Here is a 15,768-nt window from a genome sequence, read left to right as displayed (position 1 = left end):
CAGCGCCCCCAGTCCACGCCACACCGGGGCGGGTCCCGCTCCCCATACACTCCGTCCTATGACTTCGCGCACAGTGGTCGTTCTGCCTGGTGGACAGAACGGGCCGACTGCTCCGTTACCGATGTTCGCCTCCGACGCGGCCGAGCAGCGCGGCGCGCGCGTCCATCCGGTGTGGTGGGACGAGCCCGACCGCCCGTTCACCCTGACCGAGGACGAGCGCGGCCACTGGGTCGTTTCACAGGCCGCCAAGGCCGTCGCCGCTGCCACTGGCGACGTATTGCTGATCGGAAAGTCACTCGGCAGTTATGGCTCCGCGCTGGCAGCTGAGCGCGGTTTTCCGGCGATCTGGCTCACCCCCGTGCTGACCAGCCCCTGGGTGGTCGACGGTCTGCGCCGCTCGACCGCGCCGTTCCTGCTGGTCGGCGGTACGGCGGATGCCCTGTGGGACTCGGCTCTCGCCCGGGAGCTCACGCCGTACGTGCTCGAAGTGCCGGAGGCCGACCACGGGATGTATGTGCCGGGACGGCTCGCGGCGTCGGCCGACGTACTGGGTCAGGTCGCGACGGCGGTCGAGGACTTTCTGGACCAGGTGGTGTGGTCACCAGGACCAGCCGCGAGAAGCTAGCTCCTGCTCCTCCAGCCAGCGTTTTTCTTCGCCGCGTTCGAGGTCGGGCTCTTCGCGGACGCCGGCCAGGCGGCAGGCCTCGTCGAGCAGGTCGTCGTACGCCGCTTCGAGGGCCATCAGGCGGTGAGCTTTGGCATAGATCCGGGCGGACTCGACCCGGCGGATCTCCTCGGCCAGGTGGCCCAAGCGGGTCTGCAGGCGCAGGGTGTCGAAGGGGTCGGGCTCGGGGACGGTGCGCCGGCGTAGGCGGCCGGTCAGCCGCGAACCCGACCGCTGCACGCGCCGGCGCCAGCGGGCCGGCGGAGGCTGCGGCAGCAGGAAGTTGAGCAGCACGCACAACCCCAGGAACACGAGCAGCACCGCTACCCACTCCATCGACCTCACCTACCTGCTTCGAGGGTATGTCGGCTTGCCGCCGACGGCGAGATCTTTTCCCTGGTCAGGCGCCGATTTCCGGGTTTCCGTCAGTCCCGGTGGTACTTGGTGACCGCACTGTCCTGTTTGAGCTTGTCGGCGGCCGCCTGGATGCGGGCGGTCCATTCCGGCAGTTGCAGGCCGCCCGCCAGGAACTGGCCGGTCGCCTCGGCCGCGGCGGTGGCGAAGGTGGGGTACCAGCTGTCGAAGTACCACGTGACGACCTGATCACCGGCGACCGAGAGCAGGTCCCGTGCCGAGCGGAGCGCCGTACCGATCTCCAGGCCGTCGGCAGCGCCGCGGACGATCGTCAGCTGGTTGGACTCCGAGGTGACCTGGGCCGCGACGTCCTTCGACAGGGTGGCCCGCAGGTACTCCAGGCCGCCGGCCTTGTTCTTCGCCTTCTCCGGCACCAGGTACGGCGCGGTCGCCGCGACATGCAGTCCCCGAGCCAGGGCCGACGAGCCGTCCAGCGGCGGTACGCCGATCATGGTCAGCCCGAAGTTCGGCGGGATGAGCGCCTTCATCTCGTTCTCGAGCCAGTTGCCGCAGGGCAGCAGGCCGGCCTTCGAGGCGAGGAACCGCCGCTGCGAGCCGATGTGGTCGTAGTCGGTGGCGCCGGGCGCGATCAGGCCGCGCTTGGCCAGTTCGCCGACCGCGGTGATCGCCCGGGTGACGCTCTCGTCCTTCCAAGCGCCGTCGTCGAGGTTGTCGATCCGCTTCACCACATCGTGGCCGCCGGTCTTGGCGGCGAGGGTGAGTACCAGTTCGAGGACGTAGTACGGATGCGCGCCGGCGTAGATGAACGGGCCGAGGCCGGCCGCCTTCATTTCGGTGCCTAGGGCAAGCAGTTGCGGCCAGGTACGGGGCACGTCCCAGTCATTGCGCTGGAACAGGCTCGCCGAGTACCAGAGCCCGTAGACGGTCGCCACGTAGTTGAGGGTCCGCTGCGTCCCGTCGTACCGGCCGAAGTCGAGCATCCCGGGCAGCAGCGCGTCCTCGACCGTCATGCCCGGGTCGTCCCAGGACGGCGCGTCCAGCAACGGTTTCAGATCCGCCAACTGGTCGTCGCGTACCAGCGGGCGCAGTTCGAGCGGCTGACTGCCGCTGTTCAGCAGGACATCCGGCGGCGTGCTGCTCGCGAACCGCGGCTGCACCGCGTCCGACAGCTTGGCCGTGACCTTGGGCGTGAGCGCGGCCCCCGAGTACTTCTTCCGGTACGCCGCCGCCGCGAAGCCGCCGTACTCCTCGCCGATCGCGACGTCGACGGGCGCGGATCCGTCGACCATGAACGGGTTGCCGGGCGACGCGGTCGGGCGGGTGCTCGTCGGGTCCGACGAGCATCCGCTCAGGACCGCTCCGGCCAGCGCGCTCTGCAACAACGTCCGCCGTGTCAGCATCACGGCAGGCTATTACTTCACGCCTCCGGCGGTGACGGAGACCTGCAGCTGACGCTGGAAGATGATGTAGACCACCAGAACCGGCGCCACAGTGATCACCACGGCCGCGAACAGAGCGCCGAAGTCCACCGCATAACCGGCTTGCGATGCGAACGAGGCCATGCCCTGCGAGAGCACGTAGTTCTTCGAGTCGGTATTCAGGGCGACGGGGAGCAGGAACTGGTTCCACAACCCCAGGAAGTTGAAGATGGCGACCGACGCCATCCCCGGCCGCGCCATCGGCAACATCACCGAGAAGAACGAGCGCCACTCACCTGCCCCGTCGATCTGCGCCGCCTCGTAGACCTCGCCCGGCAGCGCCTTGAAGAAGCTGTGCAGGAAGAAGACGGTGAACGGCAGCGCGAACGCGACGTAGGTGATGATCAACCCAGGCAGGGTGTTCAGCAGCGAAAGGTTCTTCAGCACGAAGAACAGCGGCACGATCGCCAGGAACACCGGGAACGTCAGCCCGGCCAGCATGGAGTAGTAGATCAGCCGGTTGCCGCGGAACGAGAACCTGGCCAGCACGTACGCGCACATGGCACCCAGGATCATCACCAGCACCAGCGCGGAGCCCACGACGACCACCGTGTTCGCGAAGTAGCGACCGATGCCGGCCGTCGTCCAGGCGCTGGCGTAGTTGCTGAATTGCAGTTTGCCCGGCAGCGACAGTGGGTTGCCCAGGATCTCCTGCGTCGTCTTGAACGAGGACAGCAGCGTCCACAGCAGCGGCAGGATCACCAACAGCGACCACAGGATCAGCGCGATGTGGGCGGTCGTGGCAACGCGCTTGCCCTCTTGGGCCCGCTTGTCGGGCGCGCGGGACCCGGCGACGAATTCGGCCCGGTCGGCGGTGGTTGTCATCGGCGTACCTTCACCTTCCGCTCACGTCCGCCGGTCAGGGCGTTCACCAGGAAGACCACGAACGCGAACAGCAGCGTCACTGTGGCCAGGACCACGCCCATCGCCGTCGAGTAACCGAACTGCCCCTTGGTGAAGGCCGTGGTGAACAGTTGCTGGGGCATGACGAGGGTCGAGTTCTGCGGCCCGCCGCCGGGGTTCAGCGCCTGCATGTAGACGAAGGCGTCGAGGGCGGCGATGCCGAGATAGATGTACGCCGTCTGCACGTTGTCCCGGATCAGCGGCACGGTCAGGGACACCGCGGTCCGGAACCGGCCGGCGCCGTCGATCCGGGCCGCCTCGAACACCTCGGGGTCGATCCCCCGGATGGCGGCGATGAACAGCACCATGTAGAAGCCGACGAATCCCCAGATCATCACGAACATCGACGCCGGCATGGCGGTCCGCGCATCACCGAGCCACGCGTAGTTCTCGAACTGGTGCAGCCCGATCTTCGACAGCACCGCGTCCAGCACGCCCGAGCCCGGCGTGAACACCTGGGCCCAGATCAGGCCGATCACGATCGCGGGGATCACGTACGGGAAGAACGAGACGATCCGGTAGAAGCCGGAGTTGCGCAGTCCGCGGACGGTCCCGGTTCCCGAGCCGCCGATCGTCACCAGCGTGGCAAGGGTCAGCGCCAGCACGATCGTCACGATCGGCACGACGATCGCGAGCAGGATGTTGTTGCGCACGGCCTTCAGGAAGATGTCGTCGTGGAACAGCTTGACGTAGTTGTCGAAGCCGACGAAGTTCTGCCCCGCGCTGAACCCCGACCAGTCGGTCAGCGAGTAGTACAGCGCCTGCACGAACGGAGAGACCACGAAGATCACGAAGACCGCCAGCGGCAGGCCGAGGAACACGACCATGAAGCTGGCCCGGTCGAAGGTCAACGGCCGGCGGCGCCGGGTGACGGACCGCTTGGGTCCGCCTCCCGGCACAGCCTCTTGCGTCATGGTCACTTCGTGACCGGGATCTTCTTGACGGAGCTGTCGTTACGGACCTTGTCGGTGATCTCCTGCAGGCCCTTCGTCAGGCCCGCTGCGTCGAGCTGACCGGACAGGAACGAGTTCCAGACCACGAGGTTGTCGGTGTTCATGCCGTACAGGCCGACGAACTGGTAGTCGAAGATGTTGGTGCCGGCGGCGTCCAGCATCGCGGTCTGCGACTGCAGCGCGGTCGAACCGAAACCGTCCGCGGGAACAAGACCCTTGACGATCGTCGGCGCCAGCCGCGTCTTGGCGAAGTTGGTCGCCGCCTCCTTGGACAGCATGGCCCGCAGGAGCTCCTTGCCGCCCGCGACGTTCTTGCCCTTCGACGGGACGATGAACGGCTCGCCGGCCGCGCTGCGCAGCGCCTCGTACGGCAGCTTCGGGCTGTCGGTGAGCGTCGGCTCAGGGATGCCCTTCATGCTGAAGCCCGACTTGGTGGCCTTCTTCATCTCGTTCTCGATCCACGAGCCCGAGGGGTAGAGGATGGCCTGCTGGTCGTTGCTCCACTTCGCCTGCGCGGCGGTGAACTGGGTGCCGGCGCCGCCGGGGACGAAGTACCCGTTCTTGACCATGGTCTCCATGGCCTTGAAGACGCTCTGGAGCTGCGGCAGCGACCAGCAGTTCTCCTTGAGGTTCTCCAGCGCCAGCCGGACCTCGTCGCCACCCTCCTTGATCGCGGAGTCGACGGCCAGGGTGTGGTAGTAGGTCGCGGCTTCCTTGCCCCAGACGAACAGGTACTTGCCCTTCGCCTTGGCCTTGGCGCCGAGGTCGAGCAGCGCGTCGTAGGTCTTCGGCGGCTCCCAGCCGTTCTCCTTGAACAGGCTGTCGGAGTACCACAGGCCGTAGAGGGTCAGCACGTAGTTCATGGCGACGAACTTGCCGTCGAAGGTACCGGGGAGCTTGGCGCCCGGGTACAGGGTGTCGGCGATCTTCGTGCCCTCGTAGTTGTTGGCCTCGAAGACGTCGTCCAGCGTCGCCAGCTGGTCCAGGATCGTGTTGAAGCCGATCTGGTTCGCGCCGGAGTTGTCGATCAGGTCCGGCGGGTTGCCGCCGACGAAGCGCGGCTGCAGCTGCTGGGCGATCTGGGTCGACGGAGCAACCTTGAACGTCGAGCCCGCGAACTTCTGCTGCGCGATGTTGGCCGCGAACGACACGTAGTCGTAGCCGTAGCCACCGTTGAAGATCACCGCGTCGACGGTCGCCTTGTCCGCCATGCCGAACGGGTTGTCCGCGGTCTTGTCGGCGGCGCCGCCGCTGGAACCGCTGTCGTCGCTGCCGCTACCGGCACAGGCCGCCAGCAGCGTGCTGCCGCCGGTCGCCAGCAAGGTGCCGACCGCTGCGCGCTGCAGGAACAGGCGCCGCGACAGGTTGTTGGGAGTGGTCATTGGTCCCGCCTTCCAAGGAGTGTTTCACGCAGTGCGCCGGATGCGACCGGCATACCGTGCTTCAAGGGCGTGGTTGTGTTCGTCGCCACCAGGGATGTTCGCGGACAGGTAGACCGGCGGCGTCTCGCCGGCGTCGGTCATCCGGCGCAGCACCTCGGCGACCAGCATCTGGGCGATCAGCGCGGCGGTGATGGACGATACCGCGCAGACCTTGCCCCCGCCGTCGGGGAGGTCGAGTACGGAGTCGCCGTACGGCGCGTGGTTGTCCAGGACCACGTCCGCGAAGTCGATCAGCTTCTTGCCCGACGGGTGCCGGGACTCCATCCCGCCGGTGTGCTGCAGCGAGGTGATCGCGATCAGCGGGTGGCCGTGTTCCTTGGCCACGCTCGCGAGCTCCACGATCGAACCGTTCACCCCGGAGTTGGAGGCGATGACGAACAAGTCACCCTCGCGGGCAGCGGACAGGTCGTACAGCTTGCGGGAGTACTTCGGGTCGCGCTCGAGTTCGGCGCTGCGCAGCAGCTCCGGCGGCTCGCCACCGAGCAGCACCAGGTCGCGCAGCGCGATCCGGTTGGTCGCGATCAGGCCACCGGCGCGGCCGGCGATCTCCATCGCGAGCGCCTCCGAGTGGCCGGAACCGAAGGCCTGGATGACGCCGTCGGCGCGCAGCGACGCGGTCATCAGGTCGGCAGCCTGCTGGATCGGGCCGTCGATCTGCTCGGTGACGGCGGCCAGAATCGGTGTGAGGACGTGAACATAGGACTGCGCGCTCACCCCGCTCGTCTGGCCCGATCCCCCGTGCTTACTGCTGGCCATCAGCGGCCCCACCCCTCGATTAATCTGTTCGATGCGACACTCCTGGTGCCGACAAGTGCGCAAGTTTGCGGTTTGCTGGACAGAACTTTTCTCAACTGGCAGCTAAAGTCAAGGCTCATCTCACTCTTTCTGCCAGATCGGGACCGTTGCGTAACCTTGTACTTTTGTGCTTGTTAAGAGGCTCTTTTGAGCAGTTTGGAGCATTGCGTATGTCGGTCGAACGCTCGCTGCCGGAACCTGCCGACCCGGTGGTCTTGATGCCAGGCACAGCACTGGTCCTGGGCGGCGACCTCGGCGGCACCTCCACCCGGATCGTGATCGCGGACGCTGAGGGCAACGTAGTCGGCCGGGGTGCCGCCGCGGGCGGAAACCCGACCAGTCACCCCGTAAGTGCGGCAGCCAACTTCGGTCAGGCGCTTCACGCGGCGCTGGCCGGGCTGGACCCGACCGCGGTCAAGGCGGCGGTGGTCGGCGCGGCCGGCGGCTCGGCGCTGGCACGACCCGACGTCGCGGCCCAGTTCGACGCCGCGTGGTCCGGCGCCGGGCTGATCACCAAGCCCGACTTCATCGGCGACCTCGAGGTCGCCTTCGCCTCCGGTACGGCGGAGCCCGACGGCACCGTGCTGATCGCGGGGACCGGGAGCAACGCCGGCCTGGTCCAGGGTCACCAACTGATCCGGACCGCGGGCGGCCACGGCTGGCTGCTCGGCGACGAAGGTTCCGGGTTCTGGCTGGGCCGCGAGGCTGTGCGCAGCGTGTTGCACGCTCTCGACCTCGGCGAACCGATCGGTCTCCTCGGGGAGGCGGTCGTCCAGGCGATCCTGCCGGACCGCGACGAGCAGGCACCCGTGTCGCGGGCCGGTTACGACGTACTGCGTGACGATTTGATCAGAACGGTGAACAGCCGGCCACCCGTCCTGCTCGCCGAACTGGCGCAGCCCGTCGTGGCGGCGTACGAGCAGAACGACGAAACGGCACACGCGCTGGTGAAACGCGCAGCCGAGTTGCTCATAGAAACAGTGGGGCAGCTCAGGACAACGTCGGACAACGGCCCGATGGTCCTCGCGGGCAGTGTCGCGGGCGGATCCTCACCGGTCGGCCGGCTGATCCGGGAGACCATTCACCAGGGCTTCGCCGGTGAGGTGCTGACCGCGCGGGACGGGGTCGGCGGCGCCACCTGGCTTGCCCTCGGCGCCCTCGACCCCGCCCTTGCTACCCGGGCGAACCACACCCGTTTGGTGCAGCCCTGACCTAGTCGAACACTGACGCCTTGCGGACTTCCACTGCGCAGAACTCGGCCTCGGGGATCGTCGCGGCGATCTCCTCGGCCCGCTCGGCGGTGTCGACGTCGATCAGGAAGACGCCGGCGAGCTGCTCCTTGGCCTCGGAGTAGGGGCCGTCGGTGGTGGCGCGAATGCCCTTGCGGACCCGGACCACGCGGGTGTCGGACGGCGCGTCGAGCGGTACGGCGTTGATGAGCTCGCCGGAGTCGTCCAGTTCCTGGAGGAGCTTTTCCAGTTGCGCGGCCAGCGCGTCGCGGGCCTTCTTCGGGAGCGCCTGACCTTCCTCGGTGTTCAGGAAGGACGGGTGGCCCCAGGTGATCGGGTTGCTGTGAATCAGCAGCAGGTACTTCATGACGGTTCCTTTCGGAGTCTGGATGGATCTTCGCAGCAGAGGTCGGAGACCACCGGGCGGACTCGACATTTCACCTTCGGGCAGGATCCGCTGCCTCCGAATGTCGAGTCCGTCCGCGGGTGTCCGACGTACCGCTCGGCAAGACCCCGACGAACCTAAGGTGAGCGACATGGACGAGGCGGACCTCCGGCTGGCGGACGGCCGGACCCTGCACGTATACGACAGCGCGCCCGGCGACGACGGCCGGCTCGCGGTCGTCTGGCACCACGGCACGCCGAACCTCGGCGTCCCGCCCGAGCCGCTGTTCGAGGCCGGTGAGTGGCTCGGGATCCGGTGGATCGGCTTCGACCGGCCCGGGTACGGCGGCTCGACCGCGGCCCCCGGACGCACGATGGCCTCGGTCGCGGCCGACCTGACCACGGTCGTGGACGCCCTCGGGGTCGGCAGCTTCGCGCTGATGGGCTACTCCGGCGGCGGGTCGTACGCGCTCGGGGCGGCCGCGGTCCTCGGCGAGCGGGTCGAGGCCGTCGCCACCTTCGCGGCGATCGCGCCGTACGACGCCGACGGTCTCGACTGGTACGACGGCATGATCCCGTCCGGACTCGCGTCACTCCGGGCGGCAGCCGCGGGGCGAGACGCGAAGGTGCGGCACGAGACCTCGGGCGTCGAGTACGACCCGGAGTTCACCACCGCGGACCTGGCCATGTTCGACGGCCCGTGGGGCTGGCTGGGCTCGGTCGCCGGTGACAAGTCGATGCCGAACGGCCCGGACGGTCTGATCGACGACGACTGTTCTTATGTAGTGCCGTGGGGCTGCGACCTCGCCAAGATCACTGCCCCGACCCTCCTCGCCCACGGCACCGACGACGGCATCATCCCCAGTCTCCACGGGCAATGGCTGGCCGACCACCTCCCGACCGCCAAGCTCGATCTCTACCCAGGCCTCGGCCACGTCTCGGTCCTGGCCCACGCCGAGTCCGGTCTCGAGTGGATCCGCGAGCAGACCGGCTGACCTGTACCGACGAACGGGTAGTGGTCACCCCCGGCCAACCACTCCGCGGCGGGAGCCGACCCCTCCGCGGTGGGTGACACCGACCACTACCCGTCCGTCGGTACACAAACCACATTCCAAGCAATGGCTTGACATCAGATTCAGGCCGATGCATATTCCAAGCATGTCTTTGGAGAAGGATCCGCGGCGGACGCGACTGCTGGCCGATCCGTTGGCGATTCGGGCGATGGCCCACCCGGTCCGGTTGGACCTGCAGTCCCTGCTTGGGCGGGAAGGGCCGATGACCGCGGCCGACGCGGCCCGGCGCCTCGGCATCAGCCAGGCGTTGGCATCGCATCACCTGCGGCAGCTGGCGAAGTACGACTTCGTCGAGCCGGCCCCGGGCAAGGACAACCGGGAACGGCCGTGGCGACTGGTGTCGACCTCGCAGTCGTGGCGCGACGCCGCCTCGACTCCCGAGGGCGCCGCGGCGGCCGACGTCCTCGAGCAACTGCTGGCCGAGCGAGCGCTCGAGCGACTCAGCCAGTGGCGGCAGGACCGCACCACCGAGGACACGGTCTGGCGGGAGAACTCGGGCATCGGCCAGAGCGGGTTCTACCTGACCAGCGACGAACTGGCCGAGCTCGTCACCCAGATCGATGCCCTGCTGCAGCGGTACGTCGACGAGCGGCCGATCGACGACAAGTCCACCCGCCCGCCGGGCAGCCGGCACGTCTCCATCACCCAGATCGTCACGATCACCCCTGAGGAGCAGTAGCGATGAAGGACTTGTGGGGCGTCCTCGCGCGGCAGCGCGACTACCGGCTGATGCTGAGCGCCGGGCTGATCTCGCTGATCGGTGACTGGCTGCTGCGGACCGGACTCGCGTTCCAGGTGTACGTACTGACCGGGTCCACGCTGGCCTCCGGTGGACTGCTGCTGGCCTCGTTCGTGCCGCCGGTCCTGCTCGGCTCACTGGCCGGGGTCTTCGTCGATCGCTGGGACCGGCGCAAGACGATGATCGTGACGAACATCCTGAACGCGGTGGTGCTGCTGCCGTTGCTGGCGGTGCGCGACGAGAGCGCGATCTGGATCGTGTACGGCGTCGTCCTCGCGCAGAGCTGTTTGCAGCAGTTCTTCAGCCCGGCCGAGCAGTCACTCGTCCCGGTGCTGGTCGACTCCAAGCAACTAGTGACGGCCAATGCATTGAACAGCCAGATCCGTGACCTCGCCCGCCTGGTCGGCGCCGCCCTCGGCGGCGTCCTGGCCGCCGTCGGTGGTCTCACGCTGCTCGCCTTGGCCGATGCCGGCACCTTCCTGATCGCCGTCGTCTTGATCGTCGGCATGCGGCACCGCCGCACTGCGGCCCCGCGCGAGCACGAGCACGAGCACGAGCACGACGACGCGACCGCGGCCGAGGAGGCGGGCGGGGCGATCCGCCGCCTGCGGGCCGAGTGGACCGAAGGTTTGCGGCTGTGTGTCGCGGGTCAGGCGATGCGGCTGCTGTTCGTCTTCTGCCTCGTCACCGGCGTCGGCGAAGGGATCATGAGCACGCTGTTCGCACCTTTTGTCAGTGCCGAGCTCGGTGGCGACGGGACGGCGTACGGCCTGATCGTGTCGTCGCAGGCGATCGGCGGCATCGTCGGCGGCCTGGTTGCCGCCGCCATCGGCTCACGGTTGCCTGCAGCAACAATGTGGGGTGTCGGCGCGTTCTTCTTCGGCCTGGTCGACCTGACGCTGTTCTGCTACCCGCTGCTCGCGAACAGCCTGATCCCGGCCTTCGCCTGCATGATCATCGTCGGCCTGCCCGGCGCGTTCACCGTGGCCGGCATGATGACCGTCTTCCAGAACCTGACCGAGGACGGCACCCGCGGCCGGATCTTCGGCGCCATCACCGCCACCGAGAGCATCGCCGTCCTGATCGGCATCACCTCGGCCGGCTTCCTCGGCGATGCCGTCGGCATCATTCCGGTCCTGGTCTTCCAGGGCCTCGGCTACGTGGTCGGCGGCGTGGTGATCCTCAGTCGGCGGCGGGTGCTGGTTCCTCGCCCGGAGCCGGTTCTTCCCCAGCCGGCCTGACCCGGTGGATGCGGACCCGGGCCACCCGGCGGCCGTCCATCTCCAGGACGGTGATGGTGTGGCTGTCGACCCGGGCCTCGTCGCCCTTGCTGGGGACCTTGCCCAGCTGGGCGGCGAGGAAGCCGCCGACGGTCTCATACGGGCCGTCGGGGAGCTCGAGGCCGGTCTCGTCGGCGAAGTCGTCCAGGTTGAGCAGGCCGTCGACCTCGATGTCGCCGCTGCGCAACCGTGTCGTCTCGGTGGACTCCTCGTCGTACTCGTCCTTGATGTCGCCGATGAGTTCCTCGACCAGGTCCTCCATCGTGACGATGCCCGCCGTACCGCCGTACTCGTCCAGGACGATGGCCAGGTGCGTCGAGCGGCGGCGCATCTCGGTCAGCGTGGGCAGCAGCTTCGCGGTGTCCGGCAGCATCAGCACCTCGCGGGCCAGGTCGCCGACCCGGACCGAGCGGGACGCGACCGCCGGGTCGAACAGGTCCCGGACGTGCACGAAGCCGGCGATGTCGTCGGCCGAGCCGTTCATCACCGGGTAGCGCGAGTGCGGCCGCTCGGCGGCGAACTTGACCGCCTTGTACGCCGGCATCTCCGCGTCGACGAAGTCCACCTCGGTGCGCGGCAGCATCAGCTCACGCAACTGCCGGCCGCCGGCCTCGAACACGTCGTCGACGATCCGGCGCTCCTCCTCACCCAGCGACTCATGGGCCGAGACGAGGTCGCGCAGCTCCTCGTCGCTCATCACCTCACGGTTCGCGTTCGGGTCGCCACCGAGGGCGCGGACCACCAGGTCGGTCGACTTCGACAGCAGCCAGATGACCGGGCGGGCGCCGGAGGCGATCTTGTCGACCAGCGGTGCCAGGCCGAGCGCGAACGTCTCGGCCCGCTGCAGCGCGAGTCGCTTGGCGGCGAGCTCACCGAGCACGATCGAGACGTAGGAGATGGCGATCGTGATCAGCACCAGGGCGACGGTGTTCGCGACCGACTCGGGCAGACCGATGTTCTCCAGCTTCGGGGCCAGGCCATCGGCCAGTGTCGCGCCACCGAAGGCGGCGGACAGGAAGCCCATCAGGGTCACACCGATCTGGACGGCGGACAGGAACCGGTTCGGGTTGGCGGCCACCTTGGCCACGATCTCGCCGCGCCGGCCGCGGTGCGACAGCGACTTGAGCTGGCTCTCGCGCAGTGAGACCAGGGCCATCTCGGCCGCGGCGAAAACCCCACCGATCAGCACGAAGACGAGAATCAGGACGATGTTGAGCAGGGTGTCGTTCATGGGTGGGAGTTCCTAGCGCCCTCTCGTCGAACGTCGAGAGGGCGTGCGTTGGGCGTAGTCGTCCATTGAGTAACTGTAGCGGTGGCGGGTCCCACGGTGCATGTTCGAGTTTGTTGGTTTACGATGATTCCTGGCCGTCCACGTCGGACGTCCTGGGAGGGTCACACGATGAAGACACCGCGCGGTGCCCGGCGGACCGACACCTTGCTGTCCGACGGACGCGAGCTGATCTACTACGACCCGGCCGATGCCCCGGTCCGGGTGCCGCTCGAGGACACCCGCGGGCTGCCGGCCCCGCAACCCCAGGTCGAGCTGCGGACCGACCCGCTGACCGGTGACGTGATCACCTACGCGACCCACCGCAACACCCGGACGTACCTGCCGCCGGCCGACCAGTGCCCGCTGTGCGCGAGCAAGCCGGGCAACCCGACCGAGATCCCGGACCACGACTACAACGTCGCCGTGTTCGAGAACCGGTTCCCCTCCTTCGCCGGTCCGGGCCGGACCGAGGTGGTCTGCTTCACCAGCGACCACAACCAGTCGTTCACCAACCTGTCCCAGGGCCAGGCCCGCCTGGTGGTCGACACCTGGGCCGACCGGACCGCCGAGCTCGGCGCCCGCGACGACGTCGAACTGGTCTTCCCGTTCGAGAACCGCGGCCGCGAGATCGGCGTGACGCTCAGCCACCCGCACGGCCAGATCTACGCCTACCCGTTCCTGCCGCCGCGGATGCGCACCCTGATGGCGCGGGCCCGGCAGCACCAGGAGGTTGCCGGCAGCAACCTGTTCGCCGATGTCCTGGCCGCCGAGCGCAAGGAGGGCACCCGGGTCGTCGCCGCGAACGGCAACTGGACCGCGTTCGTGCCCGAGGCAGCCCGCTGGCCGGTCGAGGTGCACCTCTACCCGCACCGCCAGGTGCTCGGTATCGACGACCTGTCGGTCGGCGAGCGCGACGACTTCGCCGAGCTGTACCTCGAGGTGCTCGGCCGCCTCGACGGCCTGTACGGCGATCCGCTGCCCTACATCGCGGCCTGGCACCAGGCCCCGGTCCGGATCGACCGCGAGCTCGGCTACCTGCACCTCGAGGTGTTGTCGATCCGCCGGGCCGCCGACAAGATCAAGTACCTGGCCGGCTCGGAGTCCGGTATGGGCGCGTTCATCAGTGACACCCGGCCCGAGGATGTGGCCGAGACCCTGCGGAAGGTCGGTTCGTGAGTTTCGAGACTGTTTTCGGTACGGCGCCCGACGGCAGCTGGCGGGCACCCGGCCGGGTCAACCTGATCGGCGAGCACACCGACTACAACGACGGCCTGGTGCTGCCGATCGCCCTGCCGAACCGGATCGTGGTGACCGCGTCCAAGCGCGACGACGGCCGGATCGGGGTCGCGTCCAGCGGGCACAAAGGCATCACGGAGTTCGCGATCGACGAACTGACCCCGGGATCCGTCGGCGACTGGGCGGCGTACCCGGCCGGTGCGGCGTGGATCCTGCGCGAGTCCGGCTACCCGATCGGCGGCGCCAACCTGCTGGTCGACTCGGACCTGCCGTCCGGCGCCGGCCTCTCGTCGTCGGCCGCACTCCTCTGCGCGACCTCCGTGGCCCTGCTCGGCCTGCGCAACATCGACGTCGACCCCGCTGAGGTCGCCCGGCTCGCGCAGCGGGCCGAGAACCAGTACGTCGGCGCACCGGTCGGACTGATGGACCAGATGGCGTCGATGTGCTGCACCGAAGGCCACGCCCTGTACTTCGACATCCGCGCGATGTCGACCGACCAGATCCCGTTCAACCCGGCGGCTGACGGCCTCGCGCTGCTGGTCGTCGACGTGAAGGCACCCCACCGGCACGTCGACGGTGAGTACGCCGCCCGCCGGAAGAGCTGTGAACAGGCCGCGGCCGAGCTCGGCGTACCAGCACTGCGATCGATCGAGTACGACGCCCTGGACGACGCACTCGCCCGGTTGAGCGACGACGTCGTACGGCGCCGGGTACGGCACGTGGTCACCGAGATCCGCCGGGTCGAGGAAGCCGTGGCTTCGATGCACGCCGGCCGGCTCCGTGAGGTCGGTCCGCTGTTCACCGCGTCGCACGCGTCACTGCGCGACGACTTCGAGATCACCGTCCCCGAGCTGGACGTCGCGGTCGACACCGCCCTCGAGGCCGGTGCCCTCGGAGCGCGGATGACCGGCGGCGGTTTCGGCGGCTGCATCATCGCCCTGGTCGAGGCAGACGCGGCCGAGTCCGTCCTGGCCGCGATCGAGAAGGCCTTTGCAGAGCACGGTTTCACCGCACCCAACGCCCTCGCCGCAACCCCTTCAGCAGGGGCGTCCCGGCTCAGCTAAGAGGCGATGACGAGCTCGCATCCCGTGTCGCGCATGGCTTTGCGGGCCGCGGTCGAAAGGCCGTTGTCGGTGACGATGACATCGAGGTCGGCCCAGTTCGCGAACGTGCTCAGGCCGACGGTCCCCCACTTGGTGTGGTCGGCGACCACGATCACCTCACGACTCGCGGCGATGAAGGACCGGTTCGTCTCGGCCTCCATCAGGTTCGGCGTACTGAGCCCGTGCTCGGCGTCGACGCCGTGCGCGCCGAGGAAGAGCAGATCGAGGTGCAGCGAGGCCAGCGCGGCGGTGGCGATCGGACCCACCAACGCGTCGGACGGAGTCCGGATGCCGCCGATCAGGACGACCGTACGATCCGAGCGGCCGTTGCCGTGGAACACGTCGGCGATGCGCGCCGAGTTCGTGACAACTGTCAAGTTCTCCACGCGCAGCAGTTGACGAGCCAGCGCGTACGTCGTCGTCCCGGCACCGATACCGATCGCGCTGTCGGGCTGGACCCGGCCGGCCGCTTCCGCCGCGATCGCCTGCTTGGCCGCGGACTCCTGGGTCAGCTTGGCGTCGAAGCCGGGCTCGTGCGCACTGCGCAGCCCCACCGACGTGGCGCCACCGTGCACCTTGTGCAGTAGCCCGCTGGAGTCGAGCGCGTCCAGGTCGCGCCGGATCGTCATGTCCGACACCCCGAACCGGTCGACCAGCTCGGCGACCGTGATCGCGCCACGACTGTTGACCTCGGCAACGATCGTGGCCTGTCGCTGGGCGGCCAGCTGCCCACCCCGGCCCCGCGACGGCTCTGTTCCGGCTGCGTTCACGCCCCCAGCCTAATCTCGATTTCCGGCGCTGTCAGGGAAATGACGTTGCCTCGCCGGTCGCACCGCGTCACGCT

At 68.4% G+C, this 15,768-nt stretch carries 16 protein-coding genes; 7 read left to right on the top strand and 9 right to left on the bottom strand.

The window, feature by feature from the left end; translation table 11 throughout:
• Positions 1-58: 58 nt before the first annotated feature.
• On the top strand, positions 59-625 hold the full coding sequence (locus ACZ3HV_RS20775) for an alpha/beta hydrolase (protein ID WP_360363150.1): 567 nt from the start codon (positions 59-61) through the stop codon (positions 623-625).
• Here ACZ3HV_RS20775 and ACZ3HV_RS20770 read toward each other — a convergent pair.
• The 6 genes from ACZ3HV_RS20770 to ACZ3HV_RS20745 form a co-directional block, all read right to left on the bottom strand.
• On the bottom strand, positions 599-1,000 hold the full coding sequence (locus tag ACZ3HV_RS20770; protein ID WP_465686615.1) for a hypothetical protein: 402 nt from the start codon (positions 998-1,000) through the stop codon (positions 599-601). The genes ACZ3HV_RS20775 and ACZ3HV_RS20770 overlap by 27 nt on opposite strands.
• Positions 1,001-1,089: 89 nt before the next feature.
• A complete protein-coding gene (ngcE, locus tag ACZ3HV_RS20765) occupies positions 1,090-2,439 on the bottom strand; it encodes an N-acetylglucosamine/diacetylchitobiose ABC transporter substrate-binding protein (protein WP_465686614.1) in 1,350 nt (449 codons plus the stop codon).
• 12 nt (positions 2,440-2,451) lie between these two features.
• Positions 2,452-3,342 (bottom strand): carbohydrate ABC transporter permease, encoded by an 891-nt coding sequence (locus ACZ3HV_RS20760; protein WP_465686613.1) that lies wholly within the window; start codon positions 3,340-3,342, stop codon positions 2,452-2,454.
• Positions 3,339-4,334, bottom strand: a complete 996-nt coding sequence (locus ACZ3HV_RS20755) for a carbohydrate ABC transporter permease (protein ID WP_465686612.1) — start codon at positions 4,332-4,334, stop codon at positions 3,339-3,341. Before ACZ3HV_RS20755 ends, ACZ3HV_RS20760 begins: the two co-directional genes overlap by 4 nt.
• A gap of 2 nt (positions 4,335-4,336) precedes the next feature.
• Positions 4,337-5,755, bottom strand: coding sequence for an N-acetylglucosamine/diacetylchitobiose ABC transporter substrate-binding protein (gene ngcE, locus ACZ3HV_RS20750; protein ID WP_465686611.1), 1,419 nt, complete (start codon positions 5,753-5,755; stop codon positions 4,337-4,339).
• Positions 5,756-5,779: 24 nt separating this feature from the next.
• Positions 5,780-6,571 carry a sugar isomerase domain-containing protein gene (locus tag ACZ3HV_RS20745; RefSeq protein ID WP_465686610.1) on the bottom strand — a complete coding sequence of 264 codons (792 nt, stop codon included), beginning with the start codon at positions 6,569-6,571 and terminating at the stop codon, positions 5,780-5,782.
• 209 nt (positions 6,572-6,780) lie between these two features.
• Between ACZ3HV_RS20745 and ACZ3HV_RS20740 the strand changes: the two genes are divergently transcribed.
• Entirely contained in the window at positions 6,781-7,821 is a 1,041-nt protein-coding gene (locus ACZ3HV_RS20740) for an N-acetylglucosamine kinase (protein WP_465686609.1), read from the top strand.
• Position 7,822: 1 nt separating this feature from the next.
• Here ACZ3HV_RS20740 and ACZ3HV_RS20735 read toward each other — a convergent pair whose 3' ends face one another.
• Positions 7,823-8,206 carry a YciI family protein gene (locus ACZ3HV_RS20735; RefSeq protein WP_465686608.1) on the bottom strand — a complete coding sequence of 128 codons (384 nt, stop codon included), beginning with the start codon at positions 8,204-8,206 and terminating at the stop codon, positions 7,823-7,825.
• 169 nt (positions 8,207-8,375) lie between these two features.
• Here ACZ3HV_RS20735 and ACZ3HV_RS20730 point away from each other — a divergent pair, with 169 nt between their 5' ends.
• From ACZ3HV_RS20730 to ACZ3HV_RS20720, 3 genes are all read left to right on the top strand, one after another.
• On the top strand, positions 8,376-9,218 hold the full coding sequence (locus ACZ3HV_RS20730) for an alpha/beta fold hydrolase (RefSeq protein ID WP_465686607.1): 843 nt from the start codon (positions 8,376-8,378) through the stop codon (positions 9,216-9,218).
• Positions 9,219-9,381: 163 nt separating this feature from the next.
• Positions 9,382-9,975, top strand: coding sequence for an ArsR/SmtB family transcription factor (locus ACZ3HV_RS20725; protein WP_465686606.1), 594 nt, complete (start codon positions 9,382-9,384; stop codon positions 9,973-9,975).
• A 2-nt stretch (positions 9,976-9,977) separates the two neighbouring features.
• Positions 9,978-11,276 carry an MFS transporter gene (locus ACZ3HV_RS20720; protein WP_465686605.1) on the top strand — a complete coding sequence of 433 codons (1,299 nt, stop codon included), beginning with the start codon at positions 9,978-9,980 and terminating at the stop codon, positions 11,274-11,276.
• On the opposite strand, the gene ACZ3HV_RS20715 is transcribed toward ACZ3HV_RS20720, so the two are convergent.
• Positions 11,218-12,546 (bottom strand): hemolysin family protein, encoded by a 1,329-nt coding sequence (locus ACZ3HV_RS20715; protein WP_465686604.1) that lies wholly within the window; start codon positions 12,544-12,546, stop codon positions 11,218-11,220. The two genes, ACZ3HV_RS20720 and ACZ3HV_RS20715, sit on opposite strands and share 59 nt — an antisense overlap.
• Positions 12,547-12,714: 168 nt before the next feature.
• Here ACZ3HV_RS20715 and galT point away from each other — a divergent pair, with 168 nt between their 5' ends.
• A complete protein-coding gene (gene galT, locus ACZ3HV_RS20710; protein WP_465686603.1) occupies positions 12,715-13,761 on the top strand; it encodes a galactose-1-phosphate uridylyltransferase in 1,047 nt (348 codons plus the stop codon).
• Positions 13,758-14,885 (top strand): galactokinase, encoded by a 1,128-nt coding sequence (gene galK / locus ACZ3HV_RS20705; RefSeq protein WP_465686602.1) that lies wholly within the window; start codon positions 13,758-13,760, stop codon positions 14,883-14,885. Before galT ends, galK begins: the two co-directional genes overlap by 4 nt.
• On the opposite strand, the gene ACZ3HV_RS20700 is transcribed toward galK, so the two are convergent.
• Positions 14,882-15,694 carry a DeoR/GlpR family DNA-binding transcription regulator gene (locus tag ACZ3HV_RS20700; protein ID WP_465686601.1) on the bottom strand — a complete coding sequence of 271 codons (813 nt, stop codon included), beginning with the start codon at positions 15,692-15,694 and terminating at the stop codon, positions 14,882-14,884. The genes galK and ACZ3HV_RS20700 overlap by 4 nt on opposite strands.
• Positions 15,695-15,768: the final 74 nt, after the last annotated feature.

The sequence above is a fragment of the Kribbella sp. NPDC020701 genome (assembly GCF_055562215.1).
Note: the sequence above shows the minus strand (reverse complement) of the source record. Positions and strands in the feature narration are given on the sequence as shown.